The organism is Pseudoalteromonas sp. N1230-9, assembly GCF_032716425.1.
Classification (GTDB): domain Bacteria; phylum Pseudomonadota; class Gammaproteobacteria; order Enterobacterales; family Alteromonadaceae; genus Pseudoalteromonas.
The window spans coordinates 1,579,103-1,596,616 of the sequence record NZ_CP090419.1 but is presented as its reverse complement, the minus strand read 5'-3'; the positions used below and the strand labels follow the sequence as shown (position 1 = coordinate 1,596,616).

9 protein-coding genes are annotated in these 17,514 nt (G+C 40.9%); 3 read left to right on the top strand and 6 right to left on the bottom strand.

The features are described from left to right. Nucleotides 1-103: 103 nt before the first annotated feature. Nucleotides 104-2,893, bottom strand: coding sequence for a TonB-dependent receptor (locus LY624_RS07505; protein WP_341804215.1), 2,790 nt, complete (start codon nt 2,891-2,893; stop codon nt 104-106). A 674-nt stretch (nt 2,894-3,567) separates the two neighbouring features. Here LY624_RS07505 and LY624_RS07500 point away from each other — a divergent pair. After that, a complete protein-coding gene (locus tag LY624_RS07500) occupies nt 3,568-5,193 on the top strand; it encodes an alpha-glucosidase family protein (RefSeq protein WP_341804214.1) in 1,626 nt (541 codons plus the stop codon). 59 nt (nt 5,194-5,252) lie between these two features. Here LY624_RS07500 and LY624_RS07495 read toward each other — a convergent pair whose 3' ends face one another. Further along, on the bottom strand, nt 5,253-5,801 hold the full coding sequence (locus LY624_RS07495; protein ID WP_130149732.1) for a TIGR00645 family protein: 549 nt from the start codon (nt 5,799-5,801) through the stop codon (nt 5,253-5,255). Between the two features lie 238 nt (nt 5,802-6,039). Between LY624_RS07495 and LY624_RS07490 the strand changes: the two genes are divergently transcribed. Further along, nucleotides 6,040-6,282, top strand: a complete 243-nt coding sequence (locus LY624_RS07490) for a hypothetical protein (RefSeq protein WP_062568918.1) — start codon at nt 6,040-6,042, stop codon at nt 6,280-6,282. Between the two features lie 111 nt (nt 6,283-6,393). On the opposite strand, the gene topA is transcribed toward LY624_RS07490, so the two are convergent. Both topA and LY624_RS07480 read right to left on the bottom strand, forming a co-directional pair. Next, complete coding sequence (topA, locus tag LY624_RS07485) at nt 6,394-9,060, bottom strand: type I DNA topoisomerase (RefSeq protein WP_341804213.1); 2,667 nt, start codon at nt 9,058-9,060, stop codon at nt 6,394-6,396. 306 nt (nt 9,061-9,366) lie between these two features. Next, nucleotides 9,367-12,357: a hypothetical protein gene (locus LY624_RS07480; RefSeq protein ID WP_341804212.1), complete on the bottom strand. Its 2,991-nt coding sequence runs from the start codon at nt 12,355-12,357 to the stop codon at nt 9,367-9,369. Between the two features lie 193 nt (nt 12,358-12,550). Here LY624_RS07480 and LY624_RS07475 point away from each other — a divergent pair, with 193 nt between their 5' ends. After that, nucleotides 12,551-13,882: a dicarboxylate/amino acid:cation symporter gene (locus tag LY624_RS07475; protein WP_130149728.1), complete on the top strand. Its 1,332-nt coding sequence runs from the start codon at nt 12,551-12,553 to the stop codon at nt 13,880-13,882. A 50-nt stretch (nt 13,883-13,932) separates the two neighbouring features. Here the strand turns inward: LY624_RS07475 and sohB are convergent, their stop codons facing one another. Beyond that, nucleotides 13,933-14,949 (bottom strand): protease SohB, encoded by a 1,017-nt coding sequence (gene sohB / locus LY624_RS07470; protein ID WP_341804211.1) that lies wholly within the window; start codon nt 14,947-14,949, stop codon nt 13,933-13,935. A 101-nt stretch (nt 14,950-15,050) separates the two neighbouring features. Next, nucleotides 15,051-17,483: a VolA/Pla-1 family phospholipase gene (locus LY624_RS07465; RefSeq protein WP_341804210.1), complete on the bottom strand. Its 2,433-nt coding sequence runs from the start codon at nt 17,481-17,483 to the stop codon at nt 15,051-15,053. Between the last annotated feature and the right edge of the window lie 31 nt (nt 17,484-17,514).

Below are 17,514 nucleotides of genomic sequence, written 5' to 3'. Positions count from 1 at the left end.
GTACACCTAACACCAATTTCAATTCATTGAGTGTAGCTCACTGATATAAAAAAGCCCTTGTAAAACAAATCACAAGGGCAATTTCTATCACTGTATTAGCTTATTACAGCTTGTAGCTGAAGCCTAACAAGAATGTACGACCGTAGTCTTGGTAGTCACGTACTTGAAGTGAGTTATCACCTTGTAGTGATGTGAACGGCTCTTCAGTGATGTTCTGAACTTGGAAAGTAACAGATAAACCGTCAAGACTCTCTACGCCACCTTCACTAAAGTCGTAACCAATTTGTGCATCCCAAATTGTTTCGCCTTTAATATCGACTTGTGTAGTTGCAAAGCCTAAACCGTATACATCACCTTTAAAGTCGCTACGCTTACGCATGCTAGTACGCGCTTGGAAACCGTTACGCTCAAAATAAACTGTTAAGCTATCGATTTGGTCAGATAGACCTGGTAGCTCATATTCATTACCGTTTTGGTCTGTAATATCTTGCTCAACACCTGTATGACTTGCGATTAAACCAAAGCCATCAAGTGAATCACTAAACATAGTAAACGGTAGTGTTAACGAAAGCTCATAACCCCAAAGGTCACCAGAACCGCCATTTACTTTACCAGAGCCGGTACCCGTTGAAGTTGGTGGAATCTCACCTGTTGATGGATCAGCAACACCGCTCATATCAATTTCATAAGTACCATCAAAGATCCACTGCGTGATATCTTTATAGAAAAATGCAGCGGCAAAATAACCTTCTTCATGGAAGTAGTTTTCGTAGCTTAAGTCAAAGCCTGTTGCTTCTTTAGGCTCAAGCTCTGGGTTACCACCTGAGACACTCCAGTAGTTTCCATTTTCATCCGGTTGCTGGTTATATGATGCACTTATAGATGCATTCATTTCGTCTAGGCGGGCACGAGAAATCGTTTTCGCAGCGCCGAAACGTACAGTTTGCTCATCATCAATGGCAAATGATAAGTTCAAGCTTGGTAAGAAATGACTGTAGTCATGGCTAATATCTGTTGGTGTAACGACAACTAAGCCATCTACAGTATTGGCTGCAAAACCTTGAGAAGACTGCTCAGTTTTAACATAACGCACACCAATGTTACCTGTTACAGGGATTGAGCCAAGCTCAGCGTTAATATCAGCTTGAGCAAAGAATGCTGTTACTTCCTCTTGAACTGTCCATGATTGTGTCTTGTGCTTTGAGTCAGTTAAGCTTTCTTGAAGTAAGCTGTAGTAGCCATCATTCACTAAAGCATTAGTATCATAAGCAACCATATTGCCCATACCAATGAAGTCAAGGCTCGCCGTACCTAAGCGGTATTGCTCTGGGATTGATAACATACCAGGGTTTGAAAGTGAGAAGTCTTTTAACGTCATGAAGTAACCTTCAGACAGTTTGCTCTTCTCACGGTCACGATATGACACACCGAATGACACGCGGCTGATATATGCGTTATCAAGGACTTTGCTTGCAGCAAGCTTCAATGTGCTTAGTTCATCATTGATTTCTGGCGCATTGATAAAGCCATCTTGTGCGGTATTCTCGTATGCTGTACCGGTTAAACCATATTTATCATTCAGTGCAGCACTTGCCCCCCATGATAATGGACCACCTAGTTGAATTAAATCGTAATCACTGTAATCAAGGTTATGGCTGAATTGTGCCCCTGTGTTACCACCGTCAAATACATAACCAATATCATCTGCAATGCCATTTGCATCGCCACGACCTGTACCTGAGTAGCTTTCGATACTCCAAATTTGACGTTCAACTTCAGAGCGACTAGCGTCAAACTCGACTGACCAGTCATCACTGATATCGTACTTAGTGTTAAAACCAAATTGAGTTAGCTCAGCGTTACGCTCTTCGTAGTCATTACGCACTACAACGCGTTGACCTTGTGTAACAGCACTGGTGATAAAGCCTGAGTCTGCGTCAACAACAGCTGAACTAGGGTCGATTGAACCTTGACCCCATGCAAATGGAACTTCGATACCTCGTAGGATTTTTTCATCCGAAAAATCAACATACAATGCATCGAATGTCATATTTAGACGATCATTCGGTGCTGCTTCTAACACGAACATGGCTGTATCACGTTCAAGTGTAGATGAGCGAACAAACGGCTTAGCACCACCTAAGATAGAGTAGGTATTACCATCTTCGCCAGTAAATTCTGGGTAGCCCCATGAGTTCCAACGCTTCTCTTGGTTTGGAGAGCTCATCGTATTGTAAGCAAATGCAACACCGATGGTGTCATCCGCGAACTGATCAATATAAGAAACTGTGCCACGGAACCCTTTATCGTCGCCGTCTGGGTTTAATTTATCAAAGCCTGTTTGCTCATATTGACCGTTGAACATGATAACTTGTTCACCTTTACTTAAAGGTTTTACAGTTTGCATGTCAATTACGCCAGCAATACCCTCTGCTTCAATACCTGCACTCGGTGTTTTATATACAGTTACACCGCTCATGATTTCCGATGGGTAAAGGTCAAATTCAACGCCACGGTTGTCACCAATTGACACCTGTTCGCGACCGTTAAAGGTTGTAGCACTTTCGTTTTCGCTAAAACCACGCACACTTACACGGCTTGCACGTCCGTCTAGACGCTGTGCTGTTAAACCCGGAAGACGCGCGATTGATTCTGCGATTGATGAATCAGGTAACTTACCGATATCTTCTGCTGAGATTGACTCAACGACTTCAGGTGTGAAGCGTTTCGTATTAATAGATTCTACAACACTGCCACGAAAACCTTTTACTTCGATAACCTCAACGTTATCATTTTTTGATTTTTGGTCTTCTTCTGCGGCATACGCTACAAAACTATTTAAACCTGCGGCTGTAAGAGCCAGAGTTAATATACTTGGTTTGAACATAGACATAATGTTTTCCCATTACCCAAATTGTAATGCCAACGTGATGCAGTTATCTGTTTCAGAAAAGCTGTTATTCGCTGACTGATTTTGTTGTCGAGATGAATATTAACGCTCAGCTTATTTTCTTAACAAATTTATGCATACGTATTCAGACTAGTTCATGCAATTTAAATTTAACAAATAATTTACAGCAAAAATAGTTAAGCTACTGATTAATATTTATTTATTATCAAAGCTGGGTAAGAAAATGTGAATGAAACAAAATTGTCTTACTTTTAGCCCCCAAACTGGGGCCTGACTGTAAAAGCTAATACTTACTTGTGATCAAGATAGGTAGAAAAACGATTACTCTTGATTCAACACAGGGAATGTTAATTGGTCATACCAAAAAACTTGTTGCACCAACTTGTGACAAGCCAGCTATTTTATGCACCACAGTGGATTTTTAGTTGTATTTTTTAGGACAGTAAAAAATTGGTAAAGAATTTCGCATTAAAAATTAATTCAACACACTCGAATAGCATTAATAAGTTATGCTGAGTTAAAACGTTAATTTAACGTGCATACGTATGCAGAGTTTTTACAGCCTAACCCCCTTCACGTATGCTTTTGACATTCTGGTAATCCTTGTGAGGTTACCTCTCAGTTTACAGACACTGAATGTCACGATGGAGAAAAACATGACTCAAAAGCAGTGGTATAAAGGTGCGGTTATATACCAAGTTTACCCGCGCAGCTTCCAAGACACTAATGGCGATGGCATTGGCGATATCAAAGGTATCATTGATCGTATCGATTACATCAAGAGCCTTGGCGTGGATGCAATTTGGGTCTCACCTTTTTTTAAATCACCAATGAAAGATTTTGGTTACGACATCAGTGACTACCGTGACATAGACCCTATCTTTGGTAACCTCGATGACTTTGATGAGTTAATTGCACAAGCACACCAACGTGATATTAAGATTATTATTGATCAAGTATTAAGCCATACATCTGATCAACATCAATGGTTTCTTGATAGCCGTGAAGATAAGACTAACGACAAATCTGATTGGTATGTTTGGGCAGATGCAAAGCCTGATGGTACGCAACCAAATAACTGGTTATCAATCTTTGGCGGTCCTGCATGGCAGTGGGAGCCTCGCCGTGGCCAATATTACTTGCATAACTTTTTTGCTGAGCAGCCAGATCTAAACTTCCATAATCCTGAAGTACGTAAAGCGGTATTAGACAATGTTGAATTTTGGTTGAAAAAAGGCGTTGATGGCTTCCGCTTAGATGCTATTAACTTCTGTTATCACGACGCGCAATTACGTGATAACCCTGCTAAGCCCCCTGAAAAACGTCAAGGTCGTGGCTTTAGCGAAGACAACCCGTATGCGTTTCAGTATCACTATTACAACAACACGCAACCCGAAAACCTGAGCTTTATGCAAGACATTCGTGCCCTTTTGAATAAATACCCAGGTACTGTTGCATTAGGTGAGATCTCATCAGAAGACTCATTAGCGACGATGGCTGAATACACATCAGGTGGTGACAAGCTGCATATGGGCTATAGTTTTGAGCTACTAACCAATGACTACAGCGCAGAATATATTCGCACAACCGTCAACACGTTAGAGCAACGCATGACAGAAGGCTGGCCTTGTTGGGCATTTAGCAACCACGACGTAGAGCGTGTAGCTAGTCGCTGGAGTCAAGGTGAAAAAATTGAGCCACAGCAATGTAAAATGTTAACCGCCCTACTTGCTTCATTACGCGGTAGCGTATGTATGTATCAAGGTGAAGAGCTAGGTTTGGGTGAAGCCGAAGTCGCATTTGAAGATTTACAAGACCCATATGGCATTACATTCTGGCCAAACTTTAAAGGCCGTGACGGCTGTCGTACTCCTATGCCATGGGATGCAAGTGATGCAGATCAAGCAGGCTTTTCTACAGCCAAACCTTGGTTACCAGTGGGTGATGCTCACAAGATTGCAGCGGTAAATACGCAAGATCAAGATAAAGATTCAATTTTAAATGCCTATCGTGAGTTTATGGCATGGCGTAAAGATAAAAACGTACTGTTAGAAGGCGATATAGAATTTATAGATACGCAAGAGCCAGTGCTTGCTTTTTACAGAACGCTTAACGAGACTAAAATGCTTTGTGCATTCAACTTAGGTGCACAAAGTAGCGAACTGACAATCTCTGATACTGTATCTTTACAGCATACTGAGATCTCACATCACACAGCTGAATTAAACAATAATACAGTCACTCTGCCCGGGTTTGGTTGCTTTTATGCAACCCTGAATTAAAAATCAGTTGTTAAAGCCAAGCCCTGCAATTGCAGGGCTTTTTTATAATTGTAGCGCTATCAATGATTCATCGTTTTACTGTTAATGTAATCCGTTAAAGCAAATAACACTCCAGAGACCACAAATGTGACATGAATTATAACTTTCCACAGTAGTTCATCTGTGGAGTGATTATTCGAGCTAATAAACACCTTTAAGAGCTCAACAGCGGAGATGGCCACAATTGCACTAATCAATTTCATTTTCAGGCCTGAGAAACCTACTTTGCCCATCCACACAGGTCTGTCTTCATGGTTTTCTATATTCAACTTTGAGACAAAGTTTTCATAACCACTGAAGATGATAATAAGTAGCAACCCTGCTAATAAGGCAGTGTCTACTAAGGTTAAAATACCAACTAGCAACTCTTGATTTGATGCGGTAAACGTATTTAAGGCCATGCTGTACAAATATTTAAAGAACTTTAGTAGTAACAAAACAACAGCGACTAATAAGCCAATAAAGAACGGCGCTAATAACCAACGCGACCGAAAAATAAAACTCTCAACAACTTGCTCTACCTTGGTCGGCACTTTCTTTACTTTTGAATTTGTCACTTGCTCAGACATAACTAGATTCACTTTCCTTTTAAAATTAACGAGATAATACGTGTAACTACCGGCATATTTCCAGCATTGTAGATAAAAAAATTGGTCATTTTTTGCTTATCTTTACGATAAAAAAATTTCGTTATCTTTTTTAGAGATTTAGTTTATAAATTCACTCAAGCAAAGTGAGTTACACATTGCGCACCATTACTGTGTGATAAGCCAGTAATAATTAATTATGTTGATTAGGAATAATTAGATGAAAAAAGCATTGCTAGCACTGATTTTGGCGCCGGTATTAACTATGTCTGCATCAAATGCAATCGCTAACGAAGCACCTGAAGCATCAGCTGAAATGATCAAAGAATACACTGAAATGTGTTTAAACTGGGCTAAAGATGATGACATCAGCAATGACGAGCTTAAACCTTACGTTTTAAAGTGCGTGAATGATGAGCTTGAAGCTGAAGGCTACAAAAAAGTAAACGACGTACAAATCTAGCATTAAAAATTCAGATAAAAAAACCGGAGTTGACACAAAGAGGTGCACTCCGGTTTTTTATTTCGCTAATATTAATTCACTTAATTAAGCGAATTAATATAATAAGAAACGTTACTTTTTAGCTTTGCTGGCCGCTTTTTTCTTAGCGGGAGCTTTCTTTTTACTCTCTTCTACCCATTTGCCATTTTGGTAGTGGGCTGTCCAGCCTGTTGCTTTACCGTCGACTTCACTCATAACATACTGTTCTTTGTTTTTACGACTGTAACGTACTACAGCAAGGTTACCATCAGGGTCTTGCGTCGGTGCTTCAGCTAAATAATAAAACTTCTCTGAAATACGATCTTTAAAACGCTTAAGCTCTTCAACTTTTGGCGCTCGCGTTTCCCGTGATTTAGGAAAAGTATTTGCAGCTAAGAAAATACCGGATGCGCCGTCCCTTAGGACAAAATAAGCTTCTGACTTTTCACACTCAAGCTCAGGTAAATGAACCGGATCTTCTTTCGGTGGCGCGGCTTCGCCATTTTTAAGTAACTTACGCGTATTCTTACACTCTTCATTACTACAGCCGAAGTACTTACCAAAACGACCTGACTTTAACTGCATGTCTGAACCACATTTATCACATTCGATAATTGGGCCGTCGTAACCTTTAATTTTAAAGGTGCCTTGCTCAACAATATACCCCTTACACGCAGGGTTGTTACCACACACATGCAACTTGCGGGTTTCATCAATTAAGTATGAATCCATCGCCGTTTCACAAATAGGGCAACGCTTCATTTGCATTAATGTTTCTGTTTCAACATCTTCTACATCAGCAGCAATCGCTTCATCGCCTGGCACCAAATTCATGGTTGTTGTACAACGTTCTTTCGGTGGTAGGTTGTAACCTGTACAGCCCAAGAACACACCCGTTGATGCAGTACGAATACCCATCTTACGGCCACATGTTGGACAATCAATATCTGTTTCAACCATCTGGTTTTGGCGCATTCCGCCTTGCTCTTCATCTCCAGAGGCTATTTCTAACTGCTTAGAAAAGTCTGCGTAGAATTTATCAAGCACCTGTGTCCAAACACGTTCACCTTCAGCAATATCATCTAATCGACCTTCCATTTTAGCGGTGAAGTCGAAATTCATGAGATCTTCAAAGTTCTCTACTAAGCGGTCAGTAACAATCTCTCCCATTTTCTCAGCAAAGAAACGACGATTCTCAACACGTACGTAACCACGGTCTTGAATCGTTGAGATAATGGATGCATATGTCGACGGGCGACCAATACCACGCTTTTCAAGTTCTTTAACTAAACTAGCTTCGCTAAAGCGAGCTGGTGGTTTAGTGAAATGCTGTTTAGGATCAAGCTCAACAAGAGTGAGAACTTCACCCTCTTTCACCGCAGGTAATGATTGATCTTCTTCATTTTTCTTGCGCACAGCAGGCTGAACTTTTGTCCAACCGTCAAAGCGAAGTACACGACCTTTCGCTTTCAATTGATAATCACCAGCAGCCACTGTCAGAGTTGTTAAATCGTACTCTGCAGGCACCATTTGGCATGCCACAAATTGACGCCAGATTAACTCGTACAGCTTTTTAGCGTCTGCTTCAACACCATCTAAGTGTCCAGACAGCACCGTTACACTTGAAGGACGAATTGCTTCGTGCGCTTCTTGTGCATTGCCCTTTGAGCTATAGCTGATAGGTGCCTTTGGTAAGTATTTATCACCAAATTGCTCTGAAACGTAATCACGACACATTTCAACCGCATCTTTTGACAAGTTAGTTGAATCGGTACGCATATAGGTAATATGACCCGCTTCATACAGACGCTGTGCCAACATCATGGTTTTCTTAACACCATAACCTAAGCGGGTACTTGCAGCTTGTTGCATCGTTGAGGTAATAAACGGTGCGCTTGGTCTACTCTTACTTGGCTTTTCTTCAACACTGATAACTTTGTATTCAGCATTTTCAAGCTCATTAACCGCAGACATTGCCTGTGTTTCATTAACGGGCTTAAATGCTTTATCAGCGTGTTTGGTAACTTCTAATCGTAATGCTGATTCGGTATTTTTAACATCAGCATGAATATCCCAAAACTCTTCAGGTATGAAGGCTTTGATTTCACGCTCACGTTCAACCAGTAATCGAACTGCAACAGACTGTACGCGGCCGGCTGATAACCCTCGGGCTACTTTCGCCCAAAGTAGTGGCGAAACCATGAAACCAACAACACGGTCTAAGAAACGGCGAGCTTGTTGTGCATACACCATGTCAGTGTTCAGTTCACCCGGTGTTTCGAAAGCTTGTTGAATTGCATTCTTGGTAATTTCGTTAAAAACAACACGCTTATATTTTTCTGGCTCACCACCAATAATTTGCTCGAGGTGCCATGCAATAGCTTCCCCCTCTCTATCCAAATCGGTTGCGAGATAAACTTGATCAGCGTTCTCTGCCAGTTTTTTTAATTCTTGAACGACCTTTTCTTTACCTGGTAGCACTTCGTAGTGTGGTTCCCACCCTTTTTCAGGGTCGATTCCCATACGGGCAACCAAGTTTTTATAATCGCGTTGCTTTTTATAGGCAGCTTTGTCTTCGGGTGACATTTTGCGAACTTCAGCAGGTGTTTTTGTTGCTGCCGTTTTTGCTTTGCCTGAACCTGAAGTCGGTAGATCACGTACATGCCCAACACTGGACTTAACGATAAAATCATTACCTAAGTATTTATTAATTGTTTTAGCCTTTGCTGGAGACTCTACAATTACAAGTGATTTTCCCATAGCTGCCTATTTCTGACCAAGAATTTTAAAGTTTTTTGCTCCTATAAATGTATATCCATCACATTATCTAAATAAGTATGATTTATTAACATTAGAGCACGAATATTTATAGGTATATCTACAAACACCAATTGTTACAAGCTTTTAATCGAAACTTTTCGATATTGACTGAATAATTAAACAATTTTTGTTGCTATTTTAGACAAATTAGCATTTTGCGGTATTTTTATGGGGAATATATAGAACAGCAACAAAAATGCCAACCTTATGGCTGGCATTTTTTAAAAATTATCTTAAAACGAAAGATTATCTGTCATCAAAAATTGCAATTGATTTACTGACAGTTTTGCTTCCACCAAGCTGGTTTTCAAACTCAAACGTTATCGTTAGTACGCCATCTTGATCTTGGTTACCATCCGTTTCTCGCGCAATTCTGACATCCGAATACATAGTTGTATCGCGATTTGTGCTAGGAATCGACTCTTGGTGCTGAATAATAGAAAAGTCACCATTATTAGCAGAAATCGACACGCGTGTACCTGCAGGTAACGGATTACCAAATTCATCACTGTAATAAATACGAATATTAATACCAGCTAAACCAACATCGAGTGTTTCAGGGTCAGTTTCATCTGGGTCGTTCGCATCAAAGTCTGGATTTGGACGCGCAGCAACAGATAAATCAAGTTCTGCAACATCACACCACTGTGGTGCATCAGAGACCTCAAACTGACCAGCCAAAGAATTTGAACAGTCAGCAGGGACTAAAATTTCAAAAGGCGGTGACACAGCATCGTTTGATTTTAAAACAGCAAAACGTACGTACGGTTCATCACCTGACATGACAAGTTCGATTTGTCGGCGAACCTCTATTAACTCGCGCGTACACTGCCCTGCGTTAAATGCAGCTTCGCTACATAGTAAGCCATTGTATTTACCGTCAGCATCGTCATAAACACCATTGTTGTTAAGATCGCGCCATGTTTCGTTATGACCACCGCGCGAGTTTTTCTCTGAACATGGGTCTGAATCAGCGTCATAGTCTTCACGATTAGCATCGCTACAATTGGCCTTATCGAAGCTGTTGTTTTCATTATGGTCGTTGAAAGCTTCTGGTAAATCATATAAAGCGTAATATTCACCAATATCAAACAAACCATTACGACGAGTTACATCAGCTGTCGTTTCTTCATCCTCAAAGTTTTCTTGTCCTTTTGCAACAGCAAGAATACTTGTTCGGCCTCCGCGCACAACCCCTTCAGGATCATTTTTAGCACGCAATAAAGTACCTATACATGGTGCTGCATTACCAAAGTAAGGGTCACAGTTAATTTCGTTTGTTTTCGGGTTAAAACCCTCTCTCGTTGCAGAGTTGCCGTCGATTTCACCAATGCGATTGCCCCATTTATAATCATAAAAAGGTCTTTCACCTTGCGAGCGCCATGTAATTTCACACAAAGCATTATTAGTGCGACAAACAGCTTCACGATTTTGCGGACCGATAACACCTGATTCTGTTAATACTGTTGCTTCAACTCCGTCACTATTAAACTGATTAAATTGATCACCAAAATACACGGTTAATGGAATTGTTATACCATTATAGTTAAGTGCGTTAGGGTTAAATTCAGTCGGGCTAAGGTCAAAGCTATTTTGGTCAGTCACCCCTGAGTACAGTGCTAGTTGTGATGAAACAGCATTAATTTGCTCAGCCAGTGGAACTAAATGAAGCGTTCCATCTGGGCAAATTTCGTTGTTGGGCTCTGCGCTACAAAGTTCTACTTCATCAGTCCAACAAGATAAATCATCACCTTCTGGTAAAGCGGCAACATCCTCTTTTGATACAAAACATGCTTTAACAACAAGCGGCCCTGGCACAATACCCGATGTAACCGTAGTTTGTACTACACCATTATTATCAGTGTTAGCACTGCGCTGTGTAAGCTTAGCCAAGCCAACTGAATCAGTTAATTTAAAATCAATACGCTGTTGCGGTGAAACAATGCCATCAGCATCAAGTAGACGAAAACGCACGACTGATTGAGTTGGTAAACCGCCTTCACCTGGAGGAAGTGCAATAACTGGTTCTGATACATCAATAAATTGGATAGATTGAACAGCAGATACTTCAACAGGAATCGTCGTTGAGGCCGTAAAGTTTTTACCGCCTGTTTCAACAGTAATATTTACCACATCATCAATTGAACAACCATTTGCCCTATAAGTAGAACTGGCAATACCCCCTGATGATTTGACAGATGCGTCAATCGTTGAGTCGTTGCTCGCAACGCATGTAGAACTAAACTCTACATCTGTTGGTGTAGTGTATAAGTTTCCTTCTTCATCACGAAGAGTTACTTCTATAACAGTACTACCCCCTGCTTTTAACGGTATTACGTTACCATTGCCATCAAAATTTAAGCCGTTATCTACATCTAAAGTAAGATCAGCAATACCAACAGCAAAGTTGATATTTGCTGATTCATCCAAAGACGAAACTGAAATAGTTCCAGCGCCGCCGGTATTACCCGGTTGCAATTTAAGCAGTGCAATACCAAAGTTATCAGTTAATGCTCTGCCAGATGAAGGAAGAACGGAACCTAGATCAGTCGTTACATCGACAAGTGCGTTCGCAACGCCATCACCACTTTGCTCGTCTGTGACTGCAACGAATAAATCACCTAGCTCTGCAGAAGAAATAGAATTAGAGACAGTACAACCAGATGCTTGTGAAGTTGGGTCTAACCTAACATTGTTTCTATTTTCATCCCATGAAGAGTTACAGCCAGTTAGCAATGAAACCGAGACTGAATACTGAGCCAATTCAGTTGATGCATCATCACCATTTGAGACAAAAGTTGCCTCCATTGAAAAAGTATTACCATCTCCATCTGCGTATGTAGCAACAACTAAACCAGTACCTTTAAAATTTCCACTACTTAAAGTTACTGTTGCTTCACCATTGCTATCTGTACTCGCAGTGCCTAAAGCCGGTTCAATATCACCTGTATGAATAGTTGAAAAAGAAATTAATTGCTCTTCTAAAGGGGTTCCATTATCAAGTAAAGTTGCGGTAACAATTCCTTTATTATTTTTACTAACAGGGTTAGTTTCACTGAACTTTTCTCCATTGACATCACGGATTGATAAGCTCAAGGTTACGTTTTCTACAACCTCAGGCTCTACCGTTTCTGAACCATCTAAAGACCCACCGTCTTTTTCTAATGAACCACCACCGCCACAAGCGGCTAATAATGAGCTAAAAGCTATAATATTCAGCCATCGCAATAAAGGCATCGACTTCTCCCTAGTTAGCTATTTCTATGCTTAATTTGTTGTTTACCTAATATTAACCTAAAACCTGAACGAATATCATAGTTTTTTCATTCAATTCAGGACGAAATAATTTCAATATTTAGCGATTTTTTCTGTATAAAAATTTACATGCTGGTAGGCTATGGCAAAATTTATAAAAATATAGATTAGGTGTATGTCAAAAGTCCGTTCATTGAGTCTCACATCTCGCATCATGATTGGTATGGTGTTGGGTGTAGTAGTAGGTTTTATTTTTCAGGCAATTTTAGCGGGTGAAGACGATTTCCTTATCCCATTAGGGTTATTCTCTTTGCCTATTAAAGCATTTTTTGTCGATGGTATTTTTCACGTTGGTGGGCAAATATTCATTGCTAGTTTAAAGATGCTCGTTGTGCCTTTAGTATTTGTCTCACTTGTATGTGGTACATGTAGCTTAAGTGACCCTAAAAAGCTTGGCCGCTTAGGCGGAAAGTCAATCTTACTTTATTTATTTACCACTGCTATCGCTATTACCGTCGCAATTACACTCGCATTGATATTTAACCCAGGTGAAGGTATTAACTTACCATCTGATGCTAATTACAGTGCAAAAGAAGCGCCGACACTGGCTCAAGTGATCATCGGCATGTTCCCGACTAACCCTATTGATGCGATGGCCAGTGGCAATATGCTTCAAGTTATTGTATTTGCATTGTTATTTGGCATTGCAATGGCACTTAGTGGGAAAGCTGGAAAACGTGTCGCGAGCGTTTTTGAAGACTTAAATACCGTTATCTTAAAACTAGTGACTTTATTAATGAATATTGCACCGTACGGTGTTTTCTTCTTAATGGCGAAACTATTTACCACTATTGATTTGAAACTAATTAAAAGCCTCGCTCTTTACTTTAGTATTGTTGTGTTGGCCTTATTTATCCATGGCTTAGTTAACTACAGTATTCTTCTCAAAGTATTAACGGGCCTAAGCCCAGTAACCTTCTTGAAGAAAATGAAAAATGCATGTTTATTTGCCTTCAGTACCTCAAGTTCAAGTGCGACAATGCCTATCACTTTAGAGACGGCGAACAAAAAACTAGGTGCACATAACTCAGTTGCTTCTTTCACGGTTCCATTAGGTGCAACCATCAACATGGATGGTACCGCTATCATGCAAGGTGTTGCGACTGTGTTCATCTCTCAAGTTTTTGCAGTCGACTTATCTATTTCTGATTACTTAATGGTTATTCTAACGGCAACACTTGCGTCAGTGGGCACAGCAGGCGTACCAGGTGTTGGTTTGATTATGTTAGCCATGGTTTTAAACCAAGTTGGTCTTCCTGTTGAAGGAATTGCGATCATTATTGGTGTGGACCGTTTACTTGATATGACACGCACCGCGGTTAACGTGACAGGTGACTGTATGGTGACATGTGTTGTTGCAAAGTCTGAAGGGCAATTAGACGAAGATGTCTTTAACGACCCTGATGCGGCAAAAGACTTAGAAGATTATCATAAGTCTATAAACTAGATTCACCATTGAAAAACCCGCATATTAATGCGGGTTTTTTATCGCTTTCGTTAAGGGTTCATTCCTTTAAAACGGGAGACTAAATTAATTCCAGCCTTACTGATACTTGTACTCAAACCGATTGCCAGTTTATCGCTTAAGTTCTTTTTGATTTTGTATTTCACTTTGTAGATCTGACGATCACTCGCCTGACTTAAGAGGATATCATCACTGGTATCTATTCTATCAACAAGCCCTTTATCAAAGGCTTGAGTAGCAAACCAATGTTCGCCTGTTGCAACTGAATCTATATTAAGTGAAGGTCGTTGCTCGCTAACAAAAGCTTTGAATAAACCATGAGTTTGCTCTATTTCCTCTTTAAACTTTTCGCGCCCTTTATCTGTGTTTTCGCCAAATAATGTTAGTGTGCGCTTGTATTCACCCGCAGTAATTTGTTCGTATTCAACATCATTCTTTTTCAGTATTTTGTTAAAGTTAGGAATTTGAGCTATCACTCCAATAGAGCCAACAATAGCGAAAGGAGCTGCAACTATTTCATTCGCCACACATGCCATCATATAACCACCACTGGCAGCAACTTTATCAATGGCAATCGTTAGGTGAATTCCTGCATTACGAAGGCGTTGTAATTGTGAAGCAGCCAAACCATAACCATGAACAACCCCACCACCGCTTTCTAAGCGAACGAGTACTTTATCTTTTTCTTTATCAGCAATAGTAAGAATTGCTGTAATTTCTTCACGTAGACTGTCTACTTCATGGGCATCTACGCTACCATTGAAGTCGATGACATACAGACGAGCTTTTTTCTCATCACTTGAGGCTTTTTTGCTCTTAGCCTTTTGCTGTTTTAAATGCGCTTTGAGCTCTTTTTTTGAAAGGGTGTTCTCAATAAAGCTTTGTTTTAGATCCTCCAGCTGCTCACTTAAGTCATCTATTTGTATTTCGCCCTTTTTCGATTTTGGCTTTGCTGCTGCGCCAACCGCAATTGCGACAATGATTGCTATGGCAATAACAAAGGTGATGGTTTTGGCGAAAAACAGCCCATATTCGTATAAAAATTCCAAACAAATTCTCCACTTAATGTTAGTTCGCCACAATTTAACATGCTTTTTCATAAAAAAAAGCCACATGATGTGGCTTTTTACTTAATTGGTTAATTTAGTTTTTAGTCAGTGACTACATCAGTATTAGTGACTTGCAAATACTGACCACGGCTCGCTAAGAAAGTGGCTATTTGCAATTGCATTTCAGACGTTGCAGCTGCACTTTCCTGTGCAGTAGCGCCTGAATCAGGCGTAGCAACAGGCGTTAATACCGAACTGTGATGACCCTTAGTAAATTTCACAACATAGCTCATAGGCTCCGCTGTTGGCCCCTGAGATTGAGCCACTGTTGCTAAGCCCATCAAGTTAGCGAGCGGTAAACTGCCTGCGATAGGGTTAGAAGCTACCATAGGTGGAATAACCTGGTCAGGCTTATTGTTAGCGCCATCACCAACAACGACACTCATATATGTAGGCGTGCCAAGTGCCGCAACTGATGCTGCGTAATTAGTAGGATCACCACTATCAAGGGCTGTCTGTGCCGCAAAAGCAAATTGTGTTACTACCCCTTGAATATTTGCTAGTTTTGCTGTTTCACCCGCCATTGTTAATGAACCAATGTACTCTTTGTAACCACAACTAACATAAGCGGTTTGATCTGCTGCTAGCGTGCCACAGTTAGACACAGCTTCGTTTTGTAGGTACGAGCTAAATTCTGCAGACTCACTAATGCCAGCAGCAAGTAACACCGAGCCTTGAACGAATGGACCAAACGTTGCCGAATCAATTAGGAAGCTTGCAATACCGCCACCGCCACTGGCAAGTGCCACACTCTTAACATTGAAAAGTGGATCAACCTGAGGATCAAGAGGATTATTCGTCACTGCAACAAAAGCAGGCGCAACAACTGAACCTAGTGAATGTCCCACGAATGACACATCTTGAGTATTTAAATCAGTCGCACCAGAAAAGTTTAAACCTAAGCGTAAACCCAATAAATCAGCAACTGATTGACGTAAACTGTCTCGTGCTACAAGTAGAGACTGTAAATTCATGTAACTTAGCACTGAGCCCGTTGATGCGTTGAAGTCATCGACACCATCTCCATTTACATCAACACCACGCTCACCATGCATTGGGTGGTCGATAGCAGCCGTTGCAAAACCTTGGATAGAAAGTTGAGCAGTTATTGCTAACATATCTTCTTTCTTAGACGTAATACCGTGCTGAAGAATCACTACCGGCCAGCCACCTTCAGGCATTGCTAAAGCATCTAGACCGATTTGGCTTCGAACAAAGTTGATCACGGGTAAAATAGGCTTAGTAATTTGAACCGGTACATTCGCAATGCTTTGCGTTTTAGGGATTGTATTGTATTTGGTTAAGTGCTTAGTTTGGTCAAGGCCTAAGTCGCGTAACTTGCCACCACTAAGTGCCATACATAAAGCATCATTCTCACTAATTGGATCTGTTGGGAACGATGCACCTGCTGAAGAGGCGTAACCAAGTACCGCTACACCGCTGTCACACATACCTTGCCAGTATGTCGCAGCTAAATCACCTACCTCAGTGCCTGTTGGTGTTGCAAGGTACATAGGTAGCATTACACTGCCTTTTTGATACTGAACCCCAGCAAAAGCAGGTGACAAACCTGTTACCCCTTGTGACGCAAATACTTGTTCGACAGTAATTACCGGTTGCTCAGGAATTTGTACCGTCGGTCTTGGTAAAGCCGCTTGCGTTAAACTTGCTGCTAGTAATTGTTTGACTGTGCCAAGTACTTGACCTGCCGACTGCATGGTCATAGCCGCACTAAAAATGATTTCATCTTTAGAAATTGCACCACCTGATGTTACAGCGTTTTCATAACTATTGATGACCGCTTGTAACGATTTTTGTGCGTCTGTAATAAGGGTTGTTTCTTCACTAACCAACGCATAAGTAGATGATGGCTCAATTGAGCGACCTTCTGAGTCCATTAGTGAGGTTGTTAAAACATTGATATAACTACTACCTGCTTTAAACGGTTTCAATGGTATAACAGCAACAGCATCACCAGAGCCTTGAGTAATAAAATCGACACCAAATGTGAGCTCTGACACTAATTTACAGGCAATACCTGCAGGCACTTGTGCGCATGCTTCATCCGTTTGGCTGGCTCCCATGACGACTTCAAAAATACGCACTGCGCCTGGTGAGGCAGCAGATGTAGCATCTAAGCTAACACCCGCAGGAAAAGTAAGATCGATTTTAAACGGAGTTTGTGTAGACCAACCATCTAGTGCACCTAATGCTAACTGCGGATCGGCATAGGCAGCACGCTCTACGCTCACATTATTCTCATCAAGTTCACCAGGAATATTAAGCGTGCCATCAAGTGTGCCACTCATGAGTAAATCGTTGGGTACAGAGATAACACCATTAGCAGGATCAAACTTAACTGTCGCGGTTGGCACAATGGGGGGATTGTCATTTTTTACATCTTCTAATGTTTCTCCTCCACCGCAACCTGTAATGGCTGTTGCAACGGCCAGTGAAAGTAGCATTTTTTTCATAATATCGCTCCGCGAAAATCTTATTGTTATT